The following is a 24489-nucleotide window of genomic DNA, read 5'->3' on the forward strand; positions in this document are numbered from 1 at the left end:
ACGAACGGAATTTACTGTACTGTCTCGGCGAACGCAGCCTCCAGTCGAGATCACGAACACATGGTCTATGACAGTACCATCACCAAATCTGCTCAGGACCGAGTAACCTATCCCCGGCACGGGTCGCATGGAGCGCTCGACTTCGAACGTCCAGTGCGCAAGCCAGTTGTTCGGCGCAGTCGAGTGCTTTGATAAGCTCCGTATTAGTGAAATACGTGAGATGCCGCTCCGCTAAGGAGGGTTCCCCGGCATCGAGTAGGATGTCAGCTGTCTTCAAGACATCAACACTCACTTTGAACAGCCTCCGCTCATAGGCCGTTAAGAAAGCCGTGACTTCAGGCAAAAACACTTCGCTGTTCCTGAAGACGAGATTCAAAAGACGCTTGAAGACATATGTCGCCGATCGCGTCGATTCGACCTGCTGCGAGACGAGTGAGACCTTGTCGCGGCGGCGGCCATCCAGGAAACGCTCAGCCTCGCCGTCGGTGAGATATCGATGCATTCTGAACTCTGGTGGGATTTCCCGGACACCCATGAACACTGGAACAAAAGGGGCTACCACGGGTCCGATTTGGGTGTGCCAAAGCATCCGCAACTCGGAATGAGCAGCATCTGCCAATGGCACGACTTGACCGTAGCCTGCCGTGTCTCCTGTCAATCGTTCGGTTCTAAGTGCCCAGATGATGTCCTCAACGGTGATTTTTTGCGGCCGCTTGGACAAAGCGATCAGCTCACCTTCGATCCAGCTGACTCCGTCCCATTTGCCCTTTCCGTCACCATAAATCTTGTTGACGTTGAACTTGTCTCCGGAGTTGGGATCATACCAGCCTTGCGAGATGGCAAAGTCGATTAGGTTGGCCGAGTGCAGGAAGTCGCCTGAAGTTTGATTTTCGATCGGGATTTCTTCAATGTAGCCTGGCCGGGACGCCCTGATGGAGTTATCGCCCAGCCGCTCCGCCGCCCATAGTCCTTGCCCACCGGCGAACTGGATAATGACCCACGCCTCATTCGCGTCCGCGATAATGTTGGAATTGCCTCCGTAGGTGGTGTGACCATACCGGGCTATAAGATCGCCCATGAGCTTTACGCCTTCTATAGCGCTTTTCGCACGCTCAAGGACGATGCGGGAAAGATCACTGTAGTTAGGTCCCGTCTGGTCCCGAGGCGTCATCGATACAAGTTCGGGCCTTGAGTCGGACCAGATGTCGCGGACCGCGACCCCATGCTCGTTGAGCCCGCCGTTCGTCAGTGGGGCCGGCGTGCCCTTGAAGAAGCTGTAGTTGACCCGGATGTGTCTCGCGGTCTCGCGCGCCTGCGGTATCTCAGCTATTACACCGGGCATATCCGCCTGAGCAGTGGCTCCCACCCTGATGGTGGTCCCTTCTGGGTGCTGCTTTCGCTCAACCACGTCGAGCCAATGGCTCGAAGGTTCATCACCATAGCCAGCCAGATACGCGATGCCGTCGGCAGTGTGATTCTTGCCAATATAGATGCCATAGCTCATTAAAAGATCCGTTTTCGAGATGCTGCTGTCTGCCGCGAGAAACCTCGCGCACCCCACCGCGCCCATTTCAGATTGGTTTTGGTGTAGGTTATCGTTCCCATTATTTTGACCGGAGGTTAGGAGGGCGGGGCTTGGTCAACAATGGCGCGTTTTTCATTGACTTTGCGCTGGATTGCGCGATTGTGCGCAAAGTAGCGCAAGGATTCCGAACGTTGAGCGATATCTTTTCAGAAAAACTGCGCGGTCTTTGCGCACACTATCGATCGGTTTCGGAAGTGTGCCGCATGCTCGGCCTCAACAGGCAACAGTTCGACAGATACCTCACCGGACAGGTTCGGCCGTCGCAACACAATCTTCAGCGGATCGCCACGGGGTTTGGGGTCGATATCGATGAACTCGTCGATCCAGCTAGAGCAATTGGACCACCGACACGACTAAAGGAAGCATCAGGTCGCGACCGAATGACCTCATTGATCGACCGCGCTTTTCCAGGGGATTTGAAGCGGCTACGAACCATGCTTGGCTATTATCATTCGCATTTCCTCATTCCCTCCGACCCAGATGAGGTCGCCCGTTCGATGGTCTATCTCTACGAACAGGAGGGAAGGGTTTGCAGCAAGACAATCGAGCGAACCGGGCCGCATGAAGCAGTGCAGGAAATTCTCAAGTACGAAGGAATGGCCACATTTCTTGGAAACTGCATATTTTTGCTCGAGTTCGAAACGCTATCAGCGGACACCATCGTGGAATCCATTCTTTACCCGTCGTACCGAAAAAGTCTGGATATCCTCACGGGCCTGACCTTCGGTATGACTTCCCAGGTGTACCGGCAGCCATTCGCGGCTCCCATCGCCTGGAAGTATCTTGGTCGAACCGTTGATGTGAAGGAACAGATGGCGGCTTGCGGATCGTACAAGAGGAACGATGTTAGGATCGACCCACGCATACGAAAATACCTTAACGCTGCGGGTTTATCCGGCACTTTGAGCCTAGGGCCTATGTAGTGTATTAATTTGCCAAATGGAGACACACCAAAGACCGGCGACCCCTATTGGAGCCTACATTTGTCTCGAAGGCTTCTTCCGAAAGCTTAAGCGCCTCTGACGTTGAGGAAGACACCATGGTCCGTATCGATCAGGTTTGTGGCACAGGACGATCACGACACCAACGAAGCGGGACACATCTCATGACAGAGCGACTTATCCGGACGCTGACATTGCATCGTGTCATCAAGCCGCCATCGCCTACATCGGCGGATCGTCGCTGACGATAAAATCCTCGACATGGAAGGGCAGACGCGTCAGGCCCTGAAGAAGCTCGATGCATCTCAAAGAAGTAGATTCAAAGCGCGCGAACCTGCTGTCCGTCACAATCTTTATCACGACATGAAGTGAAGCCCAAAATGGATGCGGTGTTGAAGGACTGGTTCGCCCCGAGGGATTGCCGAACCCATCGCCACCGCGCACTGCTGATCACCGTGGAAACGGCTTGCAGAACGGTAGAGCAAGGTCCGAGTCCCGACGCTGAATGGGACACTACGGTTCCTGCGAGGCATCCACACTTCGTAGAAGAACCTCCACATTTAGTTTTCGCTGCGGCAGAACTTATCGAAAGCAGAGCCGTAGAGCCTGTAGCTTGTCTCGTCATCGGCCGGTTGGAACCCCTGCCGAAGATAGAAGCGAGCTCCCCCCAGATTGGAGTGATCAACAGTCAGTCGAAGAAAGTGGTAGCCGTCTCGGCGGCCGGAAAAGGCAACATGGCGAAGTAGCTTTTCGCCAATCCGGGCGCTGCGGAACTCCTCATGGACGAACAGGTCCTGAATGTACAAGCCCGGCTTGCCCATCCAACTTGAAAACATCGGAAAGTAGAGGCAAATTCCCGCGATCGTGCCGTGAACCTCAGCCAACATCACGGTAAACTCGCGCCGAGTTCCAAAGCCGGCGGTTTCAATATCGTCCCTGGTGCTTATCAATCGTCCGGGAATGCCGATTGACTCAGCGAGCAAACGTAGCGCCCGCATAATCTCCTCGCTGTCCACGCGTTCGGCTATGCGAAACGACACTCCAGTAGACATCCATCACCTTTCTGCACCGACGGCTATTGCGGACGCGATCTTAGCGGTCACGAAACGACTTCAAGCAGCGCGTCGGCCCCCATACCCCATCCAATGCACATGCTAACCACGGCATACCGCGCGCCACGCCTGCGCCCTTCCAGCAGCGCATGGCCAACAAGGCCGAGGCCGTTTCAACCTTTGCCGCAACCAGTCATCGTCGGTTTCACCTGGGACGGCGGCTGTGCCGAAATAATGAGCGCCTATCTCAGCCACGCTCGCTGCCCTCAACAACAAAGGCTTTTTTCTGGCGGAGGCGACGACGGTTCAGAATCGTTCCGAGCCCAGATGGGCGACCTGCGCACCAATTTCGTAGTAGATTTCCCTGGAGCGACGAAACCAAGGTTCCTGAAGCTCGGTGAGCGGCAGCAGCATATCGGCTTCGGCCTTTTCGCCGAGGATGAGGTACGCCAATTCGCGGCCGAATACCGTGCCGGGCGAGATGCCGCGGCCGTTGTAGCCGGAGAAGCCGACGACATTCCTGCCGAACTTGTGGAACCGCGGCAACGCATCCGCAGTCATGCCGATCTGCCCATACCACTCATGCTCGAACTCGACTGCGCCCAGCTGCGGATAGAGCTTCGCCAGTGCCCGCCGGGCCCAGGCTTTGTGGATCGCCGTGCCGGTGTTGCGCAACGCACCGACACTGCCGAAGACCAGCCGTCCCGACCTGTCCAGTCTGAAGGAAGACAGGATTGTCCTGGTGTCCCAAGCGCCCTCGCGCCCGGGCAAGATGGTTTGCAACAGATCGACGCCGAGCGGCTGCGTTGCCAGATTGAAGTATGGCAGATGCACCTGTTCGGACCGGACGCTCTGCCACGGTCCCGTGCTGTACGCATCGGTGGCAACCACGACCCACTCGGCGTCGACCGTGCCGCCCGTTGTGCTGACCACCCAGCGATCGCCCTTCTTATCGGCCGCAACAACCGGGCTGGACGTATAAATAGTCACCCCGGCAGCCAGGCAAGCCTGCGCGAGACCACGAGCATAGGCAAGCGGCTGCAGCGTGCCGGCGCGCTCGTCGAGCAAGGCGCCGCAATAGGCCGGCGTACCCAGCCTTGCTTTCGTTTGCTCGGCATCGAGGACACGCACCGGCGCGCCGCGCCTTTGCCATTGCGCCGCGCGCTCTTTGATCTCCTTCAGCCCTGCCGGGCCGACGGCGCAGTGAAGGGTGCCGTTTCTTTCCAGTTCGCAGTCGATGCGATGCCTGTCGATGATATCCATCACCAGTGCCGGGCCGTCGCCAAGCAACCGCAGCAAGCGCTCGCCATGGACAGGGCCGAGCGCGGCGATCATGTCGTCGGGCATCAGCCACAAGCCGGCGTTGATCAGCCCGACATTGCGGCCCGCGCCGCCAAAGCCGATCTCACGGCTCTCCAGCAAGACCACCCTCCGGCCAGCCTCGGCCAGATGAAGGGCGCAGGACATGCCTGTATAACCGCCGCCGACGACAACCACATCGGCCGATACTACTGCGTCCAATGACGCTGTAGCCGGCGGTTCGGGCGCGGTCGCTTGCCATAGACCGTGTGAGCGGGGATCATTCAGCATCGGTCGCTGTCGCTCCCAAGACGTGAACAGGCCGCGGCGATGCGCAAGATCGCTTCTGTCAACTCTGTTTCGGATGTCGCATAGGAAATACGAAAGAACGGCGACAGGCCGAAAGCCGCGCCCGGGACAACCGCGACGTGGGCTTCCTCAAGCAGATAATCGCAGAAGTCGGTGTCGGTTTCGATCGGCTTGCCAGCGGGCGTTGTCTTGCCGACCAGACCAGCGCAATCCGCGAAGGTGTAGAAGGCCCCTTCCGGCACGCGGCAGTCGACACCATCGATGGCGTTCAACCCGGCAACGACGAGATCGCGACGGCGCCGGAAGCTCTCCGTCCGTTCCTGAAGGAAGTGCTGAGGACCGGACAGCGCCTCGACCGCTGCGGCCTGGCTGACCGATGACGGGCAAGACGTCGACTGGCTCTGCACCACCGCCATTGCCCTGATCAATTCGCGTGAGCCGCCGGCGTAGCCGATCCGCCAGCCAGTCATGGCGTAGGCCTTCGAAACGCCGTTGACGGTGAGCGTCCGCCCCTTCAGGCGTGGCTCCAACGCAACCGGCGTGACGAAACGGAAATCATCATACACAATGTGCTCGTACATGTCGTCGACCAGCAAGCGGACATGCGGATGCCTCAGGAGGACTTCGATCAGCGGCTGATAATCGGTCGCGCTATAGGCAGCACCGGACGGGTTTGAGGGGGAGTTGAGGATCAGCCATTTCGTCCTCAGCGTGATCGCTGCCTCGAGCTGGTTCGCCGTCAGCCTGAAACCGGCTTGCGCGTTGCACGGGACACAGACCGGCTTGCCTTCGGCAATGGTGACGATATCCGAATAGGACGTCCATGCCGGCGTTGGAATGATAACCTCGTCGCCAGCATTCAGCGTCGCCATCATGGCATTGAACAGGACCTGTTTGGCGCCGGTCGCGACGGTGATCTCGTCGGCGGCATAGTCGAGGCCGTTCTCCCGGCGGAACTTTTCGCGGATCGCCTGCTTGAGTTCCGGCGTGCCGTCCAGCGCGGTGTATTTGGTGTCGCCGCGTTGAATGGCTTTCCAGGCTGCCTGTTTCACGGTGTCGGGCGTGTCGAAATCCGGCTCGCCCGCCCCCAGGATGATGACTGGCGCCCCGTCGCGCTTCATCGCTTGCGCGCGGGCGCCGATCTTCAGGATCTGCGAAACCCCGATCGCCGATATGCGCGACGCCGGCACGAAGCCGGCCTCTTCGATACTTGTGTTGACGGTCATGGCCCGATCCTCAGTCGATGTCGAAGGACACGCCCTGCGCCAGCGGCAGCGCTTTGGAGTAGTTCACCGTGTTGGTGGCGCGGCGCATATAGGCCTTCCATGCATCGGAGCCGCTCTCGCGGCCGCCGCCGGTTTCCTTTTCGCCGCCGAACGCGCCGCCGATCTCGGCTCCCGATGTGCCGATATTGACGTTGGCGATGCCGCAGTCCGATCCGTCGACACCCAGGAAGCGCTCGGATTCCTGCAGGTCTCGGGTGAAGATGGACGACGACAGGCCGGCGCCCACGGCATTGTGCTCGTCAAGCACGGCGTCGAAATCCGAATATTTCATCACATAGAGGATCGGCGCGAAGGTCTCTTCCGTCACCGGAGAAACCTGCTTCGGCATTTCGACCAAAGCCGGGTGTACGTAATAAGCATCCGGATGGCCGTTCTCGACCCGCGCTCCGCCGGTCAGCTTGCCGCCGTGAGCGGTGGCTTCCTTCAGTGTCTTCTGCATGGCATCGAACGCCGCCTTGTCGATCAGCGGCCCGACCAGCGAGGATGTCTCCAGCGGGTTGCCGACCGAGACGCTTTCGTAGGCCTTCTTGAGGCGCGGCAGCAGCGCATCATAGACGCTGTTATGCACGAACAGGCGCCGCAGCGTCGTGCAGCGCTGGCCAGCCGTGCCCATCGCGCCGAAGGCGATGGCGCGCAGCGCCATGTCGAGATCGGCGGTCGGGCAAACGATGCCGGCATTGTTGCCGCCGAGCTCCAGCACGGCGCGGGCGAAACGCTTGGCCAGGCGCGGGCCGACATCCCGGCCCATGCGCGTCGAGCCGGTTGCCGAAACCAGCGGCACCTTCGGATGGTCGACCAGGATCTCGCCGACGGCGCGATCACCGATCAGCACCGGCGCCAGGCCCTGCGGCGCATCAGCGCCGAAGCGCTTGACCGCACGGGCAAAAATCGCTTCGCAGGCGAGCGCCGTCAGCGGCGTCTTTTCCGACGGCTTCCACACCACGGCGTCGCCGCAGACCAGAGCAAGCGCAGCATTCCAGGACCACACCGCGACCGGGAAATTGAAGGCCGAAATGACGCCGACGACGCCGAGCGGATGCCAGGTTTCCATCATCCGATGGCCGGGACGTTCGGTGGCGATGGTCAGGCCGTACAATTGCCGGGAGAGGCCGACGGCGAAATCGCAGATGTCGATCATCTCCTGCACTTCGCCCAGCCCTTCGGAGGGAATCTTGCCGACCTCGATCGACACCAGCCGGCCAAGCTCGGCCTTGTGCGCGCGCAGTTCCTCGCCGAGCAGCCGCACCAGTTCCCCGCGCCGGGGTCCCGGCACCATCCGCCAGGCCTGGAAGGCCTTGTGGGCGGCGTCGATCGCCTTGGCTGCCTCAGCCGGCGAGATCGTCTTCAGCACCGCGATCTGCTCGCCCGTCACCGGGCTGCGCACGATGAGATCGCCGCCGACAAGCGCCTCCTTGGCGACACCCAGTTTCGCCAGAAGTTCGGTCGTTTCCTTGGCTACATCGATGGATTTGACTGCAATGTTCATCCGGCAAACTCCTGTTTTGTCTTATCCGAAACGCACCGAACCAAGGCGCCCTGGCGACGTCAGTTGCTTCAGGCCAGCGGCAAGGTCCTTGTGCTTTTTCTGAGTATAGAGATCGTAGTAGGCTTGGTTCTTGCGGCCGACGCCGTGCTCGGCGCTGAAGCTGCCGCCGAAACGATCGACCGCGATCGAATAGACCCAATCGCGCAATCGCCGTTCGAAGGCGATATCGACTGGACCAGCCCGCGCCTCGTCGACGACCAGATTGAAATGCACGCCGCCGTCGCCGATATGGCCGAAGTCGAAGATTGCGACATCGGGAAAATGGCTTGGCAGTTCGAGCTTCATCCAGTCGCAGAATGCTAGTACGTCGGCCCTGCGGAACGACAGATCGAAAGCGACTAGTCGGCCGGCATGTTTGACGCCTTCCGACAGGGCGTGACGTAGCGCCCACATCTCATGGGCTGGACCGACAAAGGCGTTGGCGAGCGGCGCGCCCTCCGCTTCCCAGACTTCGGCCAGCACCGTTTCCAGGACGGCATCGAGCGGCTGCTCGTCATCACGCGGAAGCCAACTGCGGGAAACTTCAGCCAGAATGACATAGTTGGGAACGTCGCCATTCTGGAATGGATTGCGCAGCGACGGAACATGGGCAAGCGTTGCGGTAATCGCATTCCCCGATATGCCTTCGAAAGCCGATAGATACGATCCGAGACGCTCTTCCATCGCCCGCAGCAGGAGCATGACGGCAGTGCCGGTTCGCGGCACCAGATAGGCTGTCGAAACCTGCCTCGGCAGACGTTCCAGATTGAGCACGCATTCGGTGACAATGCCGAACGCGCCGGATGTCCCGATGAAAAGCTGCTTCCAGTCGACGCCTGTATTGTTCTTGCGCAGCCCCGACAGCAGGTCGACCACGGTACCAGCCTCGTCTGCCAGGACGACCTTCACGCCCAGCGTATTGCGGCGCACGTCGCCATATTTCAGAAACCGCGAGCCGCCGGTGTTGGTTGCCAGCATGCCGCCCACCCGCGGATCGGCGCCGAGGTCGATCGGGAAGAAGAGACCGCCGGGCTCGAGCCGTCCGTTGATGTCCGACAGTCTGGTTCCAGCGTCGACGTGGATTGAGCGGTTGTCGATATCGAGATCGAAAATCGGTGTCATCCGGTCGAGACTGAGCACGACCTGCGCTCCACTGGTATCCGGCGTCGAGCCGGAGACCAGGCCGGTGTTGCCGGACTGCGGGATGAGCGCGATATGCTCGCGAACGCAGTATGCGACGCAAGCGGATACCTCCGCCGTGCCGCGAGGGCGCAGCACCAATGCGGCGCTACCCCGGTCATAGCGCGCGCCATTCTCATAGGCGGCCAGGCTGGCGGAATCTTGGACAACCCCGTCCGCGCCGAGGATTTCGACCAAAGCTGTCTTGTGCCGCTCGCCGATCATGCCGACTGTCTACTCCGCTGCCTGAACGCAGCGCAGAGCGCGTCGGCAGTCGTCGATCGACGCCTGCTCGATCGCCGCATAGTGCGCGAATTCATCGAGGACGCCGGCGCCGAGAGCGGCTTCGAAGTGCTTCTGGTTGGGACTGGCGACGAAATCCTGGCCCGCTTCATCGCCCAGATTGGACTGGAAGATACCGGCCGCGCTGACGGGCAGGAAATCCTCGTAGACGATCGGGTCGAAACGAACGAAGCCATCCGCCACCAGGCGATCGACACCTTCCACATGGACGCTGCCGACCTGACGCCCTCGCTCGGTCAGCGAATAGGTGAAATAGCCAAGGCCAGCAGTGCGGATGCTGTCCCAAGTGTCGGGAAACGACTGGAATGTCCGCGACAACGCCTCGACGTAATCAGCAGCATTTGACCCGTCGGCCGCCGGCCTGAGGATTTTGCGCGTGGCATCCAGCAGGCTGTCGTAGAGCGCCCTGCCCTTGGGAGTCAGCGCCACGCCGCGCTGCTCGATCTCGCCGAAACGCGCCGTGTGCGAGCCAGCCGTCCAACCACCGCTGCCTGACTTGAACGAAACCGGTTCGTCCAGCGCCTTGAACGATGTCTGCCTGAGCAGGATCGGGCACTGGCGAGTGGGAGGACCCTCGATGATCGCCTTGGGCTCGATGCCACGCGACGGCATGCCCGTCTGCACCGCGTCGATGTCGAGCGTGCGCGGCGTCAGGTGGTTGATATGCGGGCCTTTGAAGGAAACCACGTCGGCGACCAGCCGATGCTGCTGGTGCAGCCTGTGGTACATCTCCATGCTGACGCAGGCCTGATCGTGCCAGCGGAATGTCTCGATGATTTCGGCGACAAACCGATCCGCATCGGCTTTACCCAGCCCGCCCTGCGTCTCGGCCTTTTCGGTGAGTTGGATGGCGCTGTCCGTGAAAATCCGTCGAGCGGCAAGAATGGCCTCCGCTTCCGTCCGCAGAACCTCGTCGCCGATCAGGTCGATTCTGAGCAACGAGGTGAAGACGCGAAAAGGATTGCGGCTGAGCGCTTCGGCACCAACCGGACGAAACGCAGTCGCATGGACCGGCACGCCGGCCGTGCTGAGGTCGTAGTAGCCGACCGGATGCATGCCCATCACCGCGAACACGCGCCGCATCATCGAGAGTTCGGCCGGCGTTCCCAGGCGGATCGCCCCGTGCCGCTCTTGCGAGATGCGGTCAAGCGAATCCGTCGCCTCGAGCTGTTGGCGCAGCACTGGCTTGGCATCCAGCACTTCTGCATTCACCTCGGCGACCAGTTCCATCAGCGTGCCGTAGGCGGGAACCTCGGTCCGGTACATGGCTGACATCGCCGCAGAAAAAGCAGAACGAATGTCATCGGATGCAACGAAAGCAGCATTTGGCAACGGTGCGGTCTCGCTTTTGAGAAAACATGAGATCATTCCGGAAAAGAGTGATATCGGATTTCATCCGGCATGACTTGCGACGTTTTCGACTAGGTTGATGCGAGATACGCATGATATTGAGCAGAAAGTTGATGCCAGACCTGGTTGCAATCCAGGCGTTCGAATGCGCGGCAAGACACGCGAGCTTCACGCGCGCCGGCCGGGAGCTCAACCTGACCCAGAGCGCCGTCAGCCGTCAGGTCAAGGATCTGGAAGTATATCTCGGCGCGCCGCTCTTCGAACGCATCCGGCAGCGCGTGGTGCTTTCCGAGGATGGGCGGCGCTTCCTGCCGGAAGCCCGGAAGCTGCTACAGCAAGCCGAAGAGACGATGCTGCGCGCAATGTCATCCGCCTACGCTAGATCGAGCCTGAGTATCGCCACCTTGCCGACATTCGGCAGCCGCTGGCTCAGTCCGCGCTTGCCTGATTTCCTGCGCCAGCACCCGGGCGTGATCCTCAATGTCGGCGCGCGCTCGGCGCCGTTCGATTTCGACGAAGAGAATTTCGAACTCGCCATCCACTACGGACAGCCGGTTTGGGCGCGCGCCACGTGCACCTATCTCTGCAGCGAATCGATCCTGCCGGTGGTAGGCGGTGCGCTGTTGACAACTTGCAAGGAGATCGCCGCCGCAGATCTGCTAACCAAGCCGTTGCTCCATCTCGCAACGCGTCCCAAACTTTGGGCTCTGTGGTTCGAGCAGGTGGGCGTGTCGGCCGAAATGGCCTACCGGGGACACCGCTTCGATCAATTTTCGATGATCATCGAGGCGGCGGTTGCGGGCATGGGGTTTGCACTTCTTCCGCGCTACCTCATTGAGCAAGAGCTAAGATCAGGCGAGCTTCGTATTGTCCTCGATTTGGCGATGCAGACCGAGAACAGCTACTATGTCGTCATGCCGGAAGCGAAGAGTACAAATCCGCTAGGGCAAAATTTCACGGCGTGGCTGGTACGCCAGGTGGCAAATTCGAGCTAAACCGCTGCTGCCGACAGGCAAAAACATCGGCCACCGCCCTCGATCTGCCGGCGGTCATATAGAACAGTCCCTATTACGGCTTTGCCACGCGCGCCGACTTTGGCTTTGCCTCCTGCATAGAGAGCGCGGAACAGTCGCTCGGCACATTGTGCGACGAGTTCAATGACCTCTACCTGCGCGGAACCTGACACCGCGCCAAGGATGTTACGTTCTCACCCGTGGCCGCTGCAACTCCGCCACGGTCATGACAAACCGGAGTTCCTGCTTGCCACTGTTCACGTAGGCGTGTTTGTCTTCTGTGCGAGCCAGCACGGACGAACCGGCTGGAACAAGATGTAAGCTATCGCCCAATTTCAGCGTCAGTTCGCCAGCCTCCACATTCAGCAGTTCGAGTGTTCCCGGCGAATGCCCAGGGGATTCGAATGTCTCGCCGGGAAACAGTGTCCAGCGCCAAAGTTCGATTTCGTCGGGTCCTTGCGTTCCGACCAGGAGCGTAGCGCTGCCTCCCTTGGGACCGCGCCAAAGGGTGGAAGCGTCCTGCGGTGGAACGATACGTACCGGCACGCTGACCGCCACGCCGACGAAATCGGCCACCGATACACCCAACGCGGTCGCTGCACGGCAGAGCGTCGCGATGCTGGGATTGGCGGTCCCTTTTTCAATCTCGACAAGCATGCCTTTGCTCACACCGGATTTTTGGGACAGCTGATCGAGTGTCAGACCGCTTTGCCGCCTGAACGTCTTGAGGTTTTGAGACACCGTGGCGCTGACGCGCTCAACATCAGCGACCGCCTCGGTCGATATATTGACTTTCTTTTTCATAGTCGTTATCATAGACTAACTTGGTCAATGGGAGCTAGAGCCCGTGTTGGATTTTCCGGTGATCGACAAGGAAATTGCGGGCATCGCCCCCGACTTCCGCGCGATCAGCATTTTCGTTGATGCCAATGGTACAAAGAAGCAGCGGATCGATCCCAACATCTTGCTGACTGCGTGCGACTACGTCTCCTCCGGCGGTCCGGAGTGGGGAGACGCGCATCTGGCCAGCTGGGGTGACGTATACAGCCGGTTCGGAGCAAAACCAAACCGCACGCCGTGCTCCGCGCAGGCATTGAAGAAGCGCGTGGAGAAGGATGGTCGCATTCCATCGATCAACCCTGTCGTCGACCTTTACAACGCAGTGAGCCTGCGTTTCGCAGTACCGGTAGGGGGTGAAAACTTCGATGCGTATGTTGGAGGTCCGCGGCTGACGGTTGCCGACGGAACGGAGCCTTTCGACACTTTTGCGAATGGCGATGCGATCGTCGAAAGCCCATCCAAGGGGGAAGTCATCTGGCGCGACGACGTGGGCGCTACATGTCGGCGCTGGAATTGGCGGCAGGGCACGCGCACCCGCTTGGAAACCGTGGGCGGCCGGATGTGGTTCATTTTGGAAAGCTTGGCAACGATGCCGGAGCAAGCGCTTGAGGAGGCGGGCAAGATGCTCGTGAGCGGTCTAATCGAGCTGGCGCCAGGGTGTGAGGTCTATAAACAGAAAATCAGCGTCAGCTAACCGGCCGGCGACCAATCCCGAAAGAAAGCAAGTGGACGTGACTTGCGATGTCTCGATGTCGCACAAGCGGCGGTTTGTGCGAACGGCTCCTTCCACTGACCAGCCGCGAAATGATTCCGCCGCCTGCGCAGGAGCGGGCGCCCTAGGATAGGCTTCCGGTCTACGAGCCCCTCCTCCTGGTAACAGTGTTTTACATCGGCCTGACCTTTGTCATCACGCAGGTCTTCCAGAAGCTGGAAAACGCGGTGCCGGTTCGACGTTAGCCGCACTTGAGCAATCAACCCAAAAAGCAGAGGCCAACAATGTCGAGACCAGACAAACACGAACTGTCCACGCTCTCCTTCAATACGCTGTCGGTGCATGGCGGCAACGAGATCGACAAGACGTCCGGAGCGATCCGCACGCCGATCGTCATGGCCAATTCCTATCTCCTTCCTGAAGACCCTTCCACGATGGACTGGTCCGATACCGAGACACCGTCCTACACGCGCAATTCGGGCCACAATCAGATCTGCCTACAGCGCAAGCTTGCCGCGCTGGAAGGCGGTCAGGATGCCGCCGTCTTCGCGACCGGCGTTGCCGCCCTACATGCCGTATTCTTCACTTTCCTGAAAAGCGGAGATCATGTGATCGTCGGCGACGTCACCTACGAGGCGGTTTGGCGGCTCTTTTCCGAACTCCTGCCGCAGCGCTACAAGATTGAAGCCACCTTCGTCGACATGGGCGACATGGATGCCGTCAGAGCCGCCGTGCGGCCGAACACCAAACTGATCCACACCGAAACGATTGCAAACCCGACTACAAAGGTTGCCGATATCGCAACGCTGGTGTCGGTCGCCAAACAAGCTGGCACGCTGTTGTCGGTCGACTCGACCTTCACGCCTCCCCCCTTCTTCCGGCCGCTAACCTTGGGGGCAGACCTCGTTATCCATTCGCTGACCAAGTACATCAACGGCCATGGCGACGCGATGGGCGGCGTGGTGATCGGCTCCAAGGAGCTCGTCCATCACATGAAGGCAGACGCGCTTGTCGACCTTGGCGGGACGATATCGCCATTCAACGCCTGGCTGATCATGCGCGGCTCGGTCACGCTACCCCTGCGCCTGAAGCAGCAGTACGCATCGGCCGAGGCCGTCGCCCACTATCTGTCGACAGACAAGCGCGTCGCCTACGTCACCTATCCCGGGCTCGAGAACCATGACCAGCACGCGCTGGCGAAAAGCCAGTTCGCCGGCAAGGGCTACGGCGCGGTCATGGCTTTCGCGGTCGAAGGCGATCCCGACACGCAGAACCGGTTCGTTGCCAATCTGAAGGTAATCACTTCCGCCGTTTCGCTTGGTCACGACGAAACCCTGATCGTGCATGTCGGCGGTAGCGGCCGTGGCGGATCCGATCGTTACCCGGCGAGCTTCCAGAAGTATGGGCATCTGCGTCTTTCGATCGGCCTCGAGGACACCGAGGATCTGATCGCCGACATCAGACACGCGCTTGATGAGACGTTCGGCGCATCCTGAGAGTCATCGAGGCTCTGGATCGTCTCATGTGAATTGCCCCTCGCGGGCAATTCACATCGCTTCTCTTCAACGCGCCCCGCGCGGCGGATCAGCAGTCCGCCAGGAGGATACCATGCACTGGATAATTCTGTTCGGCGCCGGCCTGCTTGAGATCGTCTGGGCGTATTTTATGAAGAGGTCGGACGGAGATCCCAAAACGTTCGCCTGCTGATCGACGTCGCCACTTGCTCAAAGATCGAGCTTGAGCACACCTCTCGCGCGAGACACGCACGGGATAAACCGACTGTCCCGGGCCTGCCTGGACAGGACAGCATCGCGGTGGATCGGCTGGCCTTCCAGCATTCCGCATTCACAGGTTCCGCAAACGCCGTTCTCGCACGAAGCCATGAGCAGCACGCCCGCCCCTCGCAGTGCTGCGAGCGCGGTCGTATCGGCTGCGACGGGGACCGATGTCCCATCGCGCAGTGTGATCGTGAAAGGTTCGGGTGGTGCAGCATCATACTCGAGCGGCTGAAAAGCCTCGAAATGCACCGTGCCTGCCGGCCAGTGGGCGCTTGCCCGGTCGACGGCAGCCATGAAACCAGGTGGCCCGCAATAGTAGAGCTGTTTGTCCGACGAAAGCGTTGACAGCAGGTTTTGAAGATCCAGCCGGGTTTCGGGCTCATCGTCGAAATGCAGCCGCACATTGGCTGGATCGAGGACGCTCTCGACAACCGATGAGAGCGGCGTGAGTGCGCTGCTGCGCGTGAAGTAGTGGAGTTCGTAGCGTCTGCCCCGCCGCTCCAGCGCCCACGCCATTGCCAGGATCGGAGTGATCCCGATACCTCCCGCCAGAAGCAGAACCGGCCCGCGGCTTTCGCCGAGGGGGAAATGATTGCGCGGAGCCGAGACCGGCAGTGTGAATCCCGGGCAAACAGTCTTGTGGATCCAGCTTGATCCGCCGCGGCCTGTCTGCTCGAACTTCACCGCAATCGTGTAGCGGCTCAAATCGCTCGGATCGCCGCAGAGCGAATACTGGCGCACCTTCCCGTCGGAAAGGTGGACATCCACATGGGAGCCAGGTTCGAACGGCGGCAGCAACGGTTTGCGCGGGTGCTTCAAATCGATGACGAGGACGTCGCCGGGTTCCTTGCGGATGGCGGTTACGGTCAGCTTCATGATGATGCGGGGCGCAGCCATGCAGGTTCATTCATCCATGGGAAGGATCTGATCGCCCGGACGGATCACGCCACCGATCTCGATTGCACAATTCAGACCCGAACGGTTCAACAGACCCTCGTAGAGGCCGGAAATGCCAAGCAGCTCTTCGATGTACTTGCAGGGAAAGTTCATCCGCGCAGCCCGCAGCACGGTCTCGCCAACGCGGAAACGCTTCCCTACGAGGTGGCCAAGCGGCACGCCCCTGGTGGTCAAGTTGCGCCGATGGTCTTCCGCCTCGAGCCTGGCTTTGAAGCCCGGGATCTTCGGCTCACCGCGAGCGATCGCTTCCAGGACTTCGACCTCGATCAGCGTCACCTCGCGAACATCCGGCTTCGGGGAGTAAGTCCCCGTTCCCAGAAAATATCGATCTCCCACGATACCTCGACCGGGGACAAGCTGTGCCTGGGTCAGTTCCTCCATCTCGTAGGAGGCTGCCGGCGCGACGTGAATGTGGAGCAGAGTTCCATTCCACGTCATGCTTCGCCCTCCAAGACCGCTATCGCGGCGCCCAGCTTCCAGCCGGATCCGAGGATCTGATCGAGATGTCCGTTTTCCATGTCCACTCCCACGCTCCAGGGGGCAGCGTTGCAGCCCGATCCGGCATTAACCCTCTGGCCTGACACTGGCCCGACAGACAGAGCCAGTTTTGCCAAGTCTTGCTAATCCAGTCGACGATACCGTGTTGAGCCCGGCGGCGGCGCCGGTTCAGGTGCTGTCGCTGTCCTTGCGGAGCTTGTTGCTGAACTGACGGGGCAAGCCCTTACTCAGACGTTGGACAACGCCGGCCAGGAGCCGAACGCCGTTCTCGATCTGCCGCATGGTCAAGGCGGAATAGCCCATCACCAATCCGATGCGGTCGGAACGGCGTCCGTCGGTTTCGTGAGCATAGAGCGGCGATATCGGATGGACGCCCACGCCGGCCCGCCGCGCCTCGTCGATCAAGACGTCTTCCAATGGACAAGAGAGATCCTTGAACCAGACGACGACATGCAGCCCGGCGTCGGCGCCCTCGATGACGATTCGATCTGCGAAGGCGCGCCGAAGGGCGGCGAGCAAGGCTCCTCGTCGCTCGCCGTTGAGACGGCGGACGCGCCGCACATGGCTTTCATATCCGCCGCTCTCGATAAGCGAGGCCAAGGCCTCCTGCTCCGCAACCGGCGAATGCCTGTCCAGAAGCTGCTTGGTCGTCGCAAAGACGCCTTGCAATTCCAGCGGAACCACGAGGTAGCCGATGCGCAGCATCGGCGACAGCGTCTTGGAGATAGTGCCGAGATAGATGACGGAACTGCGGTCTTCCAGTTTGTGCAGCGGAGGAACCGGACGAATGTCATAGCGGTACTCGCCATCATAGTCGTCTTCGATCACATAGGCGTCGTTTCCTCGGGACCATTCGAGAAGCTGATACCGCCGCGAGATCGGCAGGACGCCGCCGAGCGGGAACTGATGCGACGGCGTCACATAGGCCAGCCGCGCCGTGATCCCCTCAAGCAGCTCCGTCTTCATGCCGTCGCTATCGACGGAGACGGACACAGGCGTCGCCCCTGTACTGGCAAACACCTGGCGCGCCATTCTATAGCATGGGTCCTCGATGACGAAGCTGTCTGAAGGATCCAGCAGCAAGCGCGCGCACATGTCCAGGCCCTGCTGCGAGCCGCTTACGACAAGAATCTGCTCGATCTCGCAGCTTAGTGTTCGAGCGCGCCACAAATATCCCTGCAGAGCCTGGCGCAAGCGAGGCGACCCGCGTGGATCGTCATAGGCCAGCCTTCCTGGCCGTTGTGACATTGCCGCGTTCATTGCGCGCTTCCAAGTCAGCTCCGGGAAATCAGATGGCGCAAGGTCGCCATAACGGAAATCGACCTTCAACCGGTTGGGCAGATAATCGGGCCATGGCGGGCTGCCACGCAGTCGCTCGCCATAGCTGGAAAGATGTACCGGGCCAGTCCGTTTTGGGAACGCGCTGCTGGCCTGGCGACCGACCAGGGAAGCAGCAACGCGAGGCCGTGCGCCTTGATTGACCTCGATGAAGCCTTCCGCGACCAACTGCTCGTAGGCGACGGTGACCGTCGTTCGCGAAACGCCGAGGTCATTGGCGAGGCCGCGAGATGACGGCAACTGACTGCCGGTTTCATAGACACCGCTCAAGATCTGCTCGCGAAGCGCTTCGTAGATCTGGCGCGCGCCCAGACGCTGCGAGTGACCTGCCGACACGGCACGAGAAGACTGGACCATTTGTTTCATCGCCAACTGGACGTTACATCCAAGCCAGTTTGGCGGCAATGTTCTTAAAACCAAAGGATTTCAAAACATCGATGCCCCGCACCACAGATCAATCCGAAACCGGTGCGCCGACACCGTCCCCTGACGACGCCAGTTTCGCATTCGCCACCCGGGCCATCCATTATGGCTATGATCCGGCCGGCTTTTCCAATGCCGTCCAGCCGCCTGTGTTTCTGACCTCCACCTACGGGTTCGAAAGTGTGGCCGCAAATGAGGCTGCGGCAGCGCTTGGCGGAAGACTCTATGCACGCGAATACAATCCGACGACCGAGATTCTCGAAAAGCGGCTCGCCAATCTCGAAGGAGCCGAAGCAGGGCTGGTCGTTGCCTCAGGCATGGCGGCCTTCGGCACGCTGATCCTGTCGCTGCTGTCGCAAGGCGACGAACTCATCGTGCACCAGACGCTTTACGCCAACACGCTCGCCATGGTCGAACAGGCGGTGCCGCGGTTTGGCATCAAGGTCGTCGCGGTGGATCTGTCCGTACCCAGCAATCTCGATGACGCCATCACTGACAGGACCAGGCTTGTCTTCTTCGAGACGCCGGTCAACCCGCTAAGCCGCATCCTTGACATCGCGGCCATTGCCGAACACGCCCATGCGCGCGGCGTGAAGGTCGCGGTCGACAGCACCTTTGCCTCGCCCGCGCTACAGCGTCCTCTGGAACACGGGGCCGACATCGTGATCCACTCGCTGACCAAATATATCAATGGCCACGGAGATGCTTTGGGCGGGGCGATCCTCGGCGATGCGAAAACGCTTCACACCCTGCACGAAACGGGCTTGCGCTATATTACTGGCGCAGCGCTTTCGCCGCTGTCAGCGTTCCTGATCTTGCGCGGGCTGAAAACGCTCACCCTTCGTATGGACCGTCACAGCGCCTCCGCCCTTGCGGTTGCGCAGGCACTCGAAGCGCATCCGGCCGTGGCCTGGGTGAGTTATCCGTTTCTCGACTCCCATCCCGATCGCGAGATCGCGGGCAGACAGATGTCGAAAGGCTCAGGCATGCTGGCCTTCGGCGTCCACACTGGCTTCGATGGCGCTCGCCAGATGATGAACCGGCTCAAGCTGATCACTCGTGCAGTCAGCCTCGGCGACGCCGACAGCCTCATCTATCATCCTGCGAGCCTGACCCGCGCGCGCAAGGCAATCCGCAAGGATGCGCATCTGGCTGATGGTGTCGGCGAAGACCTGATGCGCCTGTCCGTGGGGCTCGAAGACGCCGCCGACCTGATTGCGGATCTGCGGCAGGGGCTGGACGCGGTCTGATGTCCGGCGCCGCAACCTATCAGACGATGGGAGCTTGGACATGGCCTTCTTGAGCGGCCTTTGCGCCTTCCCAATCACGCCTACCGACAGTGACGGCCGGGTCGATACCCTGGCGCTGCGTCAGCTGATCGCGAGGCTTTGCACAGCAAAGGTGGATTCCATCGGACTTCTTGGCAGCACCGGCACTTACATGTACCTGTCGCGACAGCAACGACGCCGGGCCCTTTCCGAGGCGCTGGACGAGACCGGCGGAGGTATCCCGGTCATCGTAGGGGTCGGCGCATTGCGCACCGACGAGGCGATAAAACACGCAAGAGACGCAAAGGCCCTCGGCGCGGCCGCAGGCTTGCTCGCAGCCGTTTCTTATGCCCCGCTCACCGATGACGAGGTGTTCGAGCATTTCTCCTCGGTAGCGCGCAGAAGCGGACTGCCGATCGTCATCTACGACAATCCTGGAACCACGCATTTTCGCTTTACGCCCACGCTCGTCACACGCCTGGCGCAGGTGCCTGGCATCGTCGCCATCAAGAACCCAACCGACCGGGGCGATGCGATCCAAGGCCATCTGGCGGATCAGAGGCAAATCGTGCCGAAAGAATTCTCGATCGGTTACAGCGGCGACTGGAACGCCACCCCGGCCATGATTGCCGGCGCCGACACCTGGTATAGCGTACTGGGCGGTATCATGCCCGAACCTTGCATGAAGATCGTCAGGGCTGCTCAGCAAGGCGACCATGCTAAAGCGCGCGGCATCGACGCCACGCTGGTCCCGCTATGGCAACTCTTCAAGGCGTATTCGAGCCTTCGCGTCGTCTATGCACTCGCTGAATTCCTCGACATTTGCCGCGCCGAGCCGCCGCTTCCAATCATGCCGCTTCCCACTGCGGCGAAGCACCAGGTAGCCGACGCACTGGCACGTCTGCGATCAGATGCCGGTTCGTGAGCAGCCAACTTCCAAATCATTGAACGGAACAAACTCATGTATGTCCCGCCGCATAACGAAGAGCCCAGCCGTGAGGTTCTTTTTGATCTGATCCAGAACAACGTCCTTGGCGTGTTGATCACCCATGGCTCAGGTGGACTCGACGCCAATCACATCCCCTTCGAACTCGACAGCTCGGCAGGAGCACTCGGCACGCTTCGATGTCACGTCGCGCGCAGCAACCCGGTCTGGCAGGACGTGTCGAGCGGCGATGAGGTCCTCGTCGTGTTCCGGGCCGCCGACGCCTACATTTCTCCGCAGTGGTATCCGAGCAAGCACGAGTTCCACAAGCAGGTGCCGACCTGGAACTACCTCGTCGCACATGCACACGGACGCATCACCGTTCACGACGATGAGCGCTTTGTGCGTCGCAACGTGGCCAAACTGACCCATCGGCATGAGTCAACCCAGCCCGTCCCATGGAAGATGGGGGATGCGCCAAGAGACTTTATTGACACCTTGGTCAAGGAGATCGTCGGGCTGGAGATCGAGATTACGCGTCTGGTCGGCAAAGCCAAGTTGAGCCAGACGAAGGAGCCGCGCGATATTCGCAATGCTGGCGAAGTGCTTGTCGCGCAGGGCGACCTGGGCGTAGGTCAGGCGATGCTGGCAGCCGCCGCTCGGAAGATGGAACAGGGTTGAAGTTCCCAACCCCAGTTCCAAGGCTGTCACCCGCCAGGTGCGAGATGCCAGGCGGCCAAGCAAACGGAGCGGCGGCGATGCCTGCAACACGATGCCGTTCATACCAGAAGAATAGGAGGAAGTGCCCTACCCTGCCCGCCGCGAAAACCGCGTCATGACGTTCATCATGGCCAGCGCGCCCCAAGTAATGGAAAAAGACAGGATGGTCAGGGCCGCAGGCTCATAGGCTTTGCTCACGCCGACTTTCTGAATGTAGGTGCCGAAAGCCGGGCGCGTCAAAAGGCTAGCAATCACGAATTCCGCCATCACGACAGCAAAGGTCAGGAACGCGCCTGACATGACGGAGGCTAAGATGTTCGGGAAGATCACCAGCCTGATTGTCGCGAAAGGCCGCGCCCCGAGGATGTGAGCGGCTTCCGTCAGCGTCTGAACGTCAATCGTCTGCAAGCCGGAATCAATGGAGCGGTACAGGTACGGCAGAGATAATGTGATGCAGCCGCAAACAAGCAGGATGCTCGCACCAGTGCTACTATTGACCAGCGGCAGCACCGACGATGACGAAAATAGCCGCAAATAGCCAAAGACAAGTACGATGGGCGGCACGATCATAGGCAGCATCACGACGATTTCCACCGCTGGCCGCAGCCATTTGAGTCGTAACCGGACATAATAGGCCATCGGAACAACGAGGATCGTGCCAAAGACAATCGTTAAAACTGCGATTAACAGCGAATAGCCGAAGCTGGCCGCAAATTCCGGGTCTAGGAAAACAGACTCGTAAGCCTCAAGCGAATAGACGCCGCGCCGGATGCTTAATGAAAATTCCACCGTGCTGAAAAGCGGTATCAGAAAGAACAACGCGGCAATAGCAAATATGGCCCAAGGGGAATAGCGCAGGAAAAGTTTCACTTCATCCACCGTTCGGCACGCACGCGAAGCATCAGATAAAGAGAAATGGCCACCGTCATGACCAGTACCATGATCACGGCCAGAACCGCACCAAGCTGCTCGTTGTGCAGCACGTCGCCGCGAATTTGCGCGTAGAGCAAGATCGGGATGAGGTTCACGGCCGTTCCTGTCAGCGCGTAGGCCGTTGCGACGCCCCCGAATGCATTGGCGAACAACAATGCCAGCGCCCCGAGAATGGTTGGCCAGAGGATGGGCAGGCCGATCAAGCGCCAATATTGGGTGGTGGTCGCACCCAATATCTCGGCCGCTTCCCGCGTCTGTGAGGAAAGCCGGTCAACTGCGGGCATGATGATCATGAATGCTATTGGGACTTGAAAGAACAGGTAGGTAAGCGTCAAGCCGGAAAAGCTGGCAAGCTCAAAACCTGCCGCGTAAATGTCGATCCCGAAGGCTTTGCGCAAAACCACAGTCACGAGCCCAAGCCGCCCCAAAGTGGCGATGAAGGCGAAGGCGAGGGGAATGCCCGAGAAATGCGAAGCCACGCCGCAAAAGCTCATAACGGTGGCCTTCACCTTCTGGCTGGTTATCCCGCGGCCAACAGTCAGGACCAATATGAGCCCGAGCACCGTTCCAAGAACGGCCGTGGCGGCGGAGATTTTGGCCGAAGCCATGAAGGCGTCGGCAACCTCCGGCGTCGCGATCTCCGCGAAGTTCGCCAGCGTGAAACCTCCCTGTTTATCGACAAAAGCCGTGGCCAGCAGCGCTGCGGTGGGCATCACCATCATGACGATGGCAAAGATGAAAAACGGGGACGTAGCCAGCAGTGCGGGCCAGTCAAGCGATTTGAGGAATGAGGTACGTGCCAGCCCGGCGCGAATGCCACGCACGCCAAGCTTGCCGTCTGTGGATTGTGGTTTCAACTTACTTGCTGCCTGCGCCTACGGTTGAAGTCCATTCCTTGGCAATCACTTCGCCCGCTTCCACGAGATGGGACAGCTCGGGGAATACTAGGTTGTCACCTGTCGCCGGGAGCTTGGTCAGCATGTCGTCGGCGATTTTGCCGGACTTGCGCATGGCGTCAAAGCGGATGGGATGGCAAAGGCCCTTGAGGTAGCCGAGTTGCCCCTCGTCAGAATAAAGGTACTCCATCCATAGCTTGGCGGCATGCGGATGCGGCGCATATTTGCTGATGGCTTGGGCATAGACGCCAGCCACGGTAACGCTTTTTGGGACAATGGTGTCCAGCGGCGGATTGCCCTTGAAATTTTCGGCATAGGTGATGCCGTTGGAATCCCAGCGCGTGGTAATGGGCGTTTCGCCCTTGGCGATGGATGCGGCAGAGCCGAAACCGGAAACGAGATTGCCGGAGTCCTTTAATTGGCGGTAGAACTCCAGCCCAGCGCGGGCTGCTGCCGCGCCCGGCTGCGCGCCGGTTGCTAGGCCCGCCGCATAGACGCTTAGGATGGAATTGTTGGCGGTTCGCGGGTCAGCAGGCAGTGAAACGCTCTTGCGATAGGCGGGGTCGAGAAGGTCAGCCCAATCAGCTGGAGACTTTGAGATAACGTCCTTATTCACGACGAAAGAAAGCACGCCGTAATAGTCGCCGTACCAGTGCCCTTCCGGGTCTTTGTCGGTGGCCGGGATTTCTTCCCACGTCTGCACCTTGTAAGGTTGCAGCAAACCCTCTTTCTGCGCGATGGGGCCGAAAACAAGGCCCACATCAATGACATCCGGCGCTTGCGAGCCGTTGTTGCCTATATTTGCCTTGATCGTTGCCAGTTCTTCACCGGAGCCTCCTGTTGGGCTGAGTTCGTTTACGGTGAGGCCGTATTTGTCTTTAAAGCTTTGAATCAGCGCGCTATAGCCGCACCAATCATGCCCGAGGGCAATAACCGTCAATTGCCCCTCGGCCTTTGCGGCCGCGACAAGATCATCCATGTTGTCGGCATGCGCACCGAATGGCACGGCAAGGCAAGCGACACCTGCAGTCAGATAGGCACTCATTGGTTTCCTAATCATTCCGTTTTCCTCTCGCGGGAACCAGCAATAAAGCAGCCTTGCCGGTAACGGCTGCTCTTTACAGGAATGTGACATTATCTGGTATTAATTGGGAATTCCAGAAAAACCCATGCCGGGAAAGTGTGTTTTTGGTTGGAACAACAAAGGGAAGATGAAGGAATGGCCGGCACTTTCAGTGCACGCGCACGAAAACTGCATGAAAGAGCCGTTGACAGGTATCTGAAAGGCAATTATTCCCAAAAAAGGCCACATATCGGGCTCTGAAGGCGCCGCCATCCGCGTCATGGAAAATGAGGAGT

At 59.9% G+C, this 24489-nt stretch carries 22 protein-coding genes and 2 pseudogenes; 9 read left to right on the plus strand and 15 right to left on the minus strand.

Annotated features, from left to right (window positions below):
- Positions 1-79: 79 nt before the first annotated feature.
- Positions 80-1504: a C69 family dipeptidase gene (locus CK227_RS14710; RefSeq protein ID WP_095774280.1), complete on the minus strand. Its 1425-nt coding sequence runs from the start codon at positions 1502-1504 to the stop codon at positions 80-82.
- A gap of 131 nt (positions 1505-1635) precedes the next feature.
- Here CK227_RS14710 and CK227_RS14715 point away from each other — a divergent pair, with 131 nt between their 5' ends.
- Complete coding sequence (locus tag CK227_RS14715) at positions 1636-2508, plus strand: helix-turn-helix transcriptional regulator (protein ID WP_245318190.1); 873 nt, start codon at positions 1636-1638, stop codon at positions 2506-2508.
- Between the two features lie 578 nt (positions 2509-3086).
- On the opposite strand, the gene CK227_RS14720 is transcribed toward CK227_RS14715, so the two are convergent.
- The 7 genes and pseudogenes from CK227_RS14720 to CK227_RS14745 all read right to left on the minus strand — a co-directional run bounded on the left by CK227_RS14720 (position 3087) and on the right by CK227_RS14745 (position 10811).
- A complete protein-coding gene (locus CK227_RS14720; protein ID WP_095774186.1) occupies positions 3087-3578 on the minus strand; it encodes a GNAT family N-acetyltransferase in 492 nt (163 codons plus the stop codon).
- A 47-nt stretch (positions 3579-3625) separates the two neighbouring features.
- Positions 3626-3757 (minus strand): annotated as a pseudogene (locus CK227_RS36175) (acetyl-CoA C-acyltransferase); the annotation flags it as partial.
- A gap of 127 nt (positions 3758-3884) precedes the next feature.
- Positions 3885-5168: an FAD-binding oxidoreductase gene (locus CK227_RS14725; RefSeq protein WP_095774185.1), complete on the minus strand. Its 1284-nt coding sequence runs from the start codon at positions 5166-5168 to the stop codon at positions 3885-3887.
- Entirely contained in the window at positions 5162-6412 is a 1251-nt protein-coding gene (locus CK227_RS14730) for a pyridoxal phosphate-dependent aminotransferase (protein ID WP_095774184.1), read from the minus strand. Before CK227_RS14730 ends, CK227_RS14725 begins: the two co-directional genes overlap by 7 nt.
- Positions 6413-6422: 10 nt before the next feature.
- Complete coding sequence (locus CK227_RS14735) at positions 6423-7958, minus strand: aldehyde dehydrogenase family protein (RefSeq protein WP_095774183.1); 1536 nt, start codon at positions 7956-7958, stop codon at positions 6423-6425.
- A 21-nt stretch (positions 7959-7979) separates the two neighbouring features.
- Positions 7980-9401, minus strand: coding sequence for an FAD-binding oxidoreductase (locus tag CK227_RS14740; protein ID WP_095774182.1), 1422 nt, complete (start codon positions 9399-9401; stop codon positions 7980-7982).
- A gap of 9 nt (positions 9402-9410) precedes the next feature.
- Positions 9411-10811: a VOC family protein gene (locus tag CK227_RS14745; protein ID WP_095774279.1), complete on the minus strand. Its 1401-nt coding sequence runs from the start codon at positions 10809-10811 to the stop codon at positions 9411-9413.
- Here CK227_RS14745 and CK227_RS36730 point away from each other — a divergent pair.
- Entirely contained in the window at positions 10744-10884 is a 141-nt protein-coding gene (locus CK227_RS36730; RefSeq protein ID WP_179296484.1) for a hypothetical protein, read from the plus strand. The two genes, CK227_RS14745 and CK227_RS36730, sit on opposite strands and share 68 nt — an antisense overlap.
- Positions 10885-10921: 37 nt before the next feature.
- Positions 10922-11824, plus strand: a complete 903-nt coding sequence (locus CK227_RS14750) for a LysR family transcriptional regulator (protein ID WP_095774181.1) — start codon at positions 10922-10924, stop codon at positions 11822-11824.
- A 204-nt stretch (positions 11825-12028) separates the two neighbouring features.
- Here CK227_RS14750 and CK227_RS14755 read toward each other — a convergent pair whose 3' ends face one another.
- Entirely contained in the window at positions 12029-12646 is a 618-nt protein-coding gene (locus CK227_RS14755; RefSeq protein ID WP_095774180.1) for a helix-turn-helix domain-containing protein, read from the minus strand.
- A 43-nt stretch (positions 12647-12689) separates the two neighbouring features.
- On the opposite strand from CK227_RS14755, the gene CK227_RS14760 reads away from it, so the two are divergent.
- From CK227_RS14760 to CK227_RS14770, 3 genes and pseudogenes are all read left to right on the plus strand, one after another.
- On the plus strand, positions 12690-13376 hold the full coding sequence (locus tag CK227_RS14760; RefSeq protein WP_179296489.1) for a B3/4 domain-containing protein: 687 nt from the start codon (positions 12690-12692) through the stop codon (positions 13374-13376).
- A 146-nt stretch (positions 13377-13522) separates the two neighbouring features.
- Positions 13523-13639 (plus strand): annotated as a pseudogene (locus CK227_RS37255) (nickel permease); the annotation flags it as partial.
- Positions 13640-13678: 39 nt separating this feature from the next.
- Positions 13679-14890: an aminotransferase class I/II-fold pyridoxal phosphate-dependent enzyme gene (locus CK227_RS14770; protein ID WP_095774179.1), complete on the plus strand. Its 1212-nt coding sequence runs from the start codon at positions 13679-13681 to the stop codon at positions 14888-14890.
- Between the two features lie 228 nt (positions 14891-15118).
- Here the strand turns inward: CK227_RS14770 and CK227_RS14775 are convergent, their stop codons facing one another.
- The 3 genes from CK227_RS14775 to CK227_RS14785 all read right to left on the minus strand — a co-directional run bounded on the left by CK227_RS14775 (position 15119) and on the right by CK227_RS14785 (position 18322).
- Positions 15119-16069, minus strand: coding sequence for a PDR/VanB family oxidoreductase (locus CK227_RS14775; RefSeq protein WP_095774178.1), 951 nt, complete (start codon positions 16067-16069; stop codon positions 15119-15121).
- A gap of 6 nt (positions 16070-16075) precedes the next feature.
- The gene (locus CK227_RS14780) at positions 16076-16567 is read right to left on the minus strand and encodes an MOSC domain-containing protein (RefSeq protein WP_095774177.1); all 492 of its coding nucleotides are present in this window, start codon (positions 16565-16567) and stop codon (positions 16076-16078) included.
- 228 nt (positions 16568-16795) lie between these two features.
- The gene (locus tag CK227_RS14785; RefSeq protein ID WP_348629127.1) at positions 16796-18322 is read right to left on the minus strand and encodes a PLP-dependent aminotransferase family protein; all 1527 of its coding nucleotides are present in this window, start codon (positions 18320-18322) and stop codon (positions 16796-16798) included.
- A gap of 80 nt (positions 18323-18402) precedes the next feature.
- On the opposite strand from CK227_RS14785, the gene CK227_RS14790 reads away from it, so the two are divergent.
- From CK227_RS14790 to CK227_RS14800, 3 genes are read left to right on the plus strand one after another with little or no spacing between them, the layout of a single operon-like run.
- Entirely contained in the window at positions 18403-19638 is a 1236-nt protein-coding gene (locus tag CK227_RS14790) for a PLP-dependent aspartate aminotransferase family protein (protein WP_095774276.1), read from the plus strand.
- A gap of 40 nt (positions 19639-19678) precedes the next feature.
- Positions 19679-20581, plus strand: coding sequence for a dihydrodipicolinate synthase family protein (locus CK227_RS14795; RefSeq protein WP_095774176.1), 903 nt, complete (start codon positions 19679-19681; stop codon positions 20579-20581).
- A gap of 36 nt (positions 20582-20617) precedes the next feature.
- On the plus strand, positions 20618-21262 hold the full coding sequence (locus tag CK227_RS14800; protein ID WP_095774175.1) for an FMN-binding negative transcriptional regulator: 645 nt from the start codon (positions 20618-20620) through the stop codon (positions 21260-21262).
- 126 nt (positions 21263-21388) lie between these two features.
- Here the strand turns inward: CK227_RS14800 and CK227_RS14805 are convergent, their stop codons facing one another.
- The 3 genes from CK227_RS14805 to CK227_RS14815 are packed head-to-tail and all read right to left on the minus strand — an operon-like array spanning position 21389 to position 24109.
- The gene (locus tag CK227_RS14805; RefSeq protein WP_095774274.1) at positions 21389-22171 is read right to left on the minus strand and encodes an ABC transporter permease subunit; all 783 of its coding nucleotides are present in this window, start codon (positions 22169-22171) and stop codon (positions 21389-21391) included.
- Positions 22168-23091, minus strand: coding sequence for an ABC transporter permease subunit (locus tag CK227_RS14810; protein ID WP_245318189.1), 924 nt, complete (start codon positions 23089-23091; stop codon positions 22168-22170). The genes CK227_RS14805 and CK227_RS14810 overlap by 4 nt, the downstream gene beginning before the upstream one ends.
- A gap of 1 nt (position 23092) precedes the next feature.
- Positions 23093-24109, minus strand: coding sequence for an ABC transporter substrate-binding protein (locus CK227_RS14815; RefSeq protein ID WP_245318199.1), 1017 nt, complete (start codon positions 24107-24109; stop codon positions 23093-23095).
- Positions 24110-24489: the final 380 nt, after the last annotated feature.

It is taken from the genome of Mesorhizobium sp. WSM4308 (assembly GCF_002294905.1).
In the GTDB taxonomy this organism is placed as follows: Bacteria; Pseudomonadota; Alphaproteobacteria; order Rhizobiales; family Rhizobiaceae; genus Mesorhizobium.

Bases quoted from the DNA above. Each gene is read 5' to 3' on its own strand.
- CK227_RS14795 (WP_095774176.1), top strand. From the start codon at position 19,679: ATGGCCTTCTTGAGCGGCCTTTGCGCCTTCCCAATCACGCCTACCGAC.
- CK227_RS14750 (WP_095774181.1), top strand. From the start codon at position 10,922: ATGATATTGAGCAGAAAGTTGATGCCAGACCTGGTTGCAATCCAGGCG.
- CK227_RS14770 (WP_095774179.1), top strand. From the start codon at position 13,679: ATGTCGAGACCAGACAAACACGAACTGTCCACGCTCTCCTTCAATACG.
- CK227_RS14790 (WP_095774276.1), top strand. From the start codon at position 18,403: ATGCCCCGCACCACAGATCAATCCGAAACCGGTGCGCCGACACCGTCC.
- CK227_RS14800 (WP_095774175.1), top strand. From the start codon at position 20,618: ATGTATGTCCCGCCGCATAACGAAGAGCCCAGCCGTGAGGTTCTTTTT.
- CK227_RS14780 (WP_095774177.1), bottom strand. From the start codon at position 16,567: ATGACGTGGAATGGAACTCTGCTCCACATTCACGTCGCGCCGGCAGCC.
- CK227_RS14755 (WP_095774180.1), bottom strand. From the start codon at position 12,646: ATGAAAAAGAAAGTCAATATATCGACCGAGGCGGTCGCTGATGTTGAG.
- CK227_RS14720 (WP_095774186.1), bottom strand. From the start codon at position 3,578: ATGTCTACTGGAGTGTCGTTTCGCATAGCCGAACGCGTGGACAGCGAG.
- CK227_RS36730 (WP_179296484.1), top strand. From the start codon at position 10,744: ATGGCTGACATCGCCGCAGAAAAAGCAGAACGAATGTCATCGGATGCA.
- CK227_RS14740 (WP_095774182.1), bottom strand. From the start codon at position 9,401: ATGATCGGCGAGCGGCACAAGACAGCTTTGGTCGAAATCCTCGGCGCG.
- CK227_RS14725 (WP_095774185.1), bottom strand. From the start codon at position 5,168: ATGCTGAATGATCCCCGCTCACACGGTCTATGGCAAGCGACCGCGCCC.
- CK227_RS14785 (WP_348629127.1), bottom strand. From the start codon at position 18,322: ATGGTCCAGTCTTCTCGTGCCGTGTCGGCAGGTCACTCGCAGCGTCTG.
- CK227_RS14775 (WP_095774178.1), bottom strand. From the start codon at position 16,069: ATGGCTGCGCCCCGCATCATCATGAAGCTGACCGTAACCGCCATCCGC.
- CK227_RS14710 (WP_095774280.1), bottom strand. From the start codon at position 1,504: ATGAGCTATGGCATCTATATTGGCAAGAATCACACTGCCGACGGCATC.
- CK227_RS14815 (WP_245318199.1), bottom strand. From the start codon at position 24,109: ATGGATGATCTTGTCGCGGCCGCAAAGGCCGAGGGGCAATTGACGGTT.
- CK227_RS14730 (WP_095774184.1), bottom strand. From the start codon at position 6,412: ATGACCGTCAACACAAGTATCGAAGAGGCCGGCTTCGTGCCGGCGTCG.
- CK227_RS14735 (WP_095774183.1), bottom strand. From the start codon at position 7,958: ATGAACATTGCAGTCAAATCCATCGATGTAGCCAAGGAAACGACCGAA.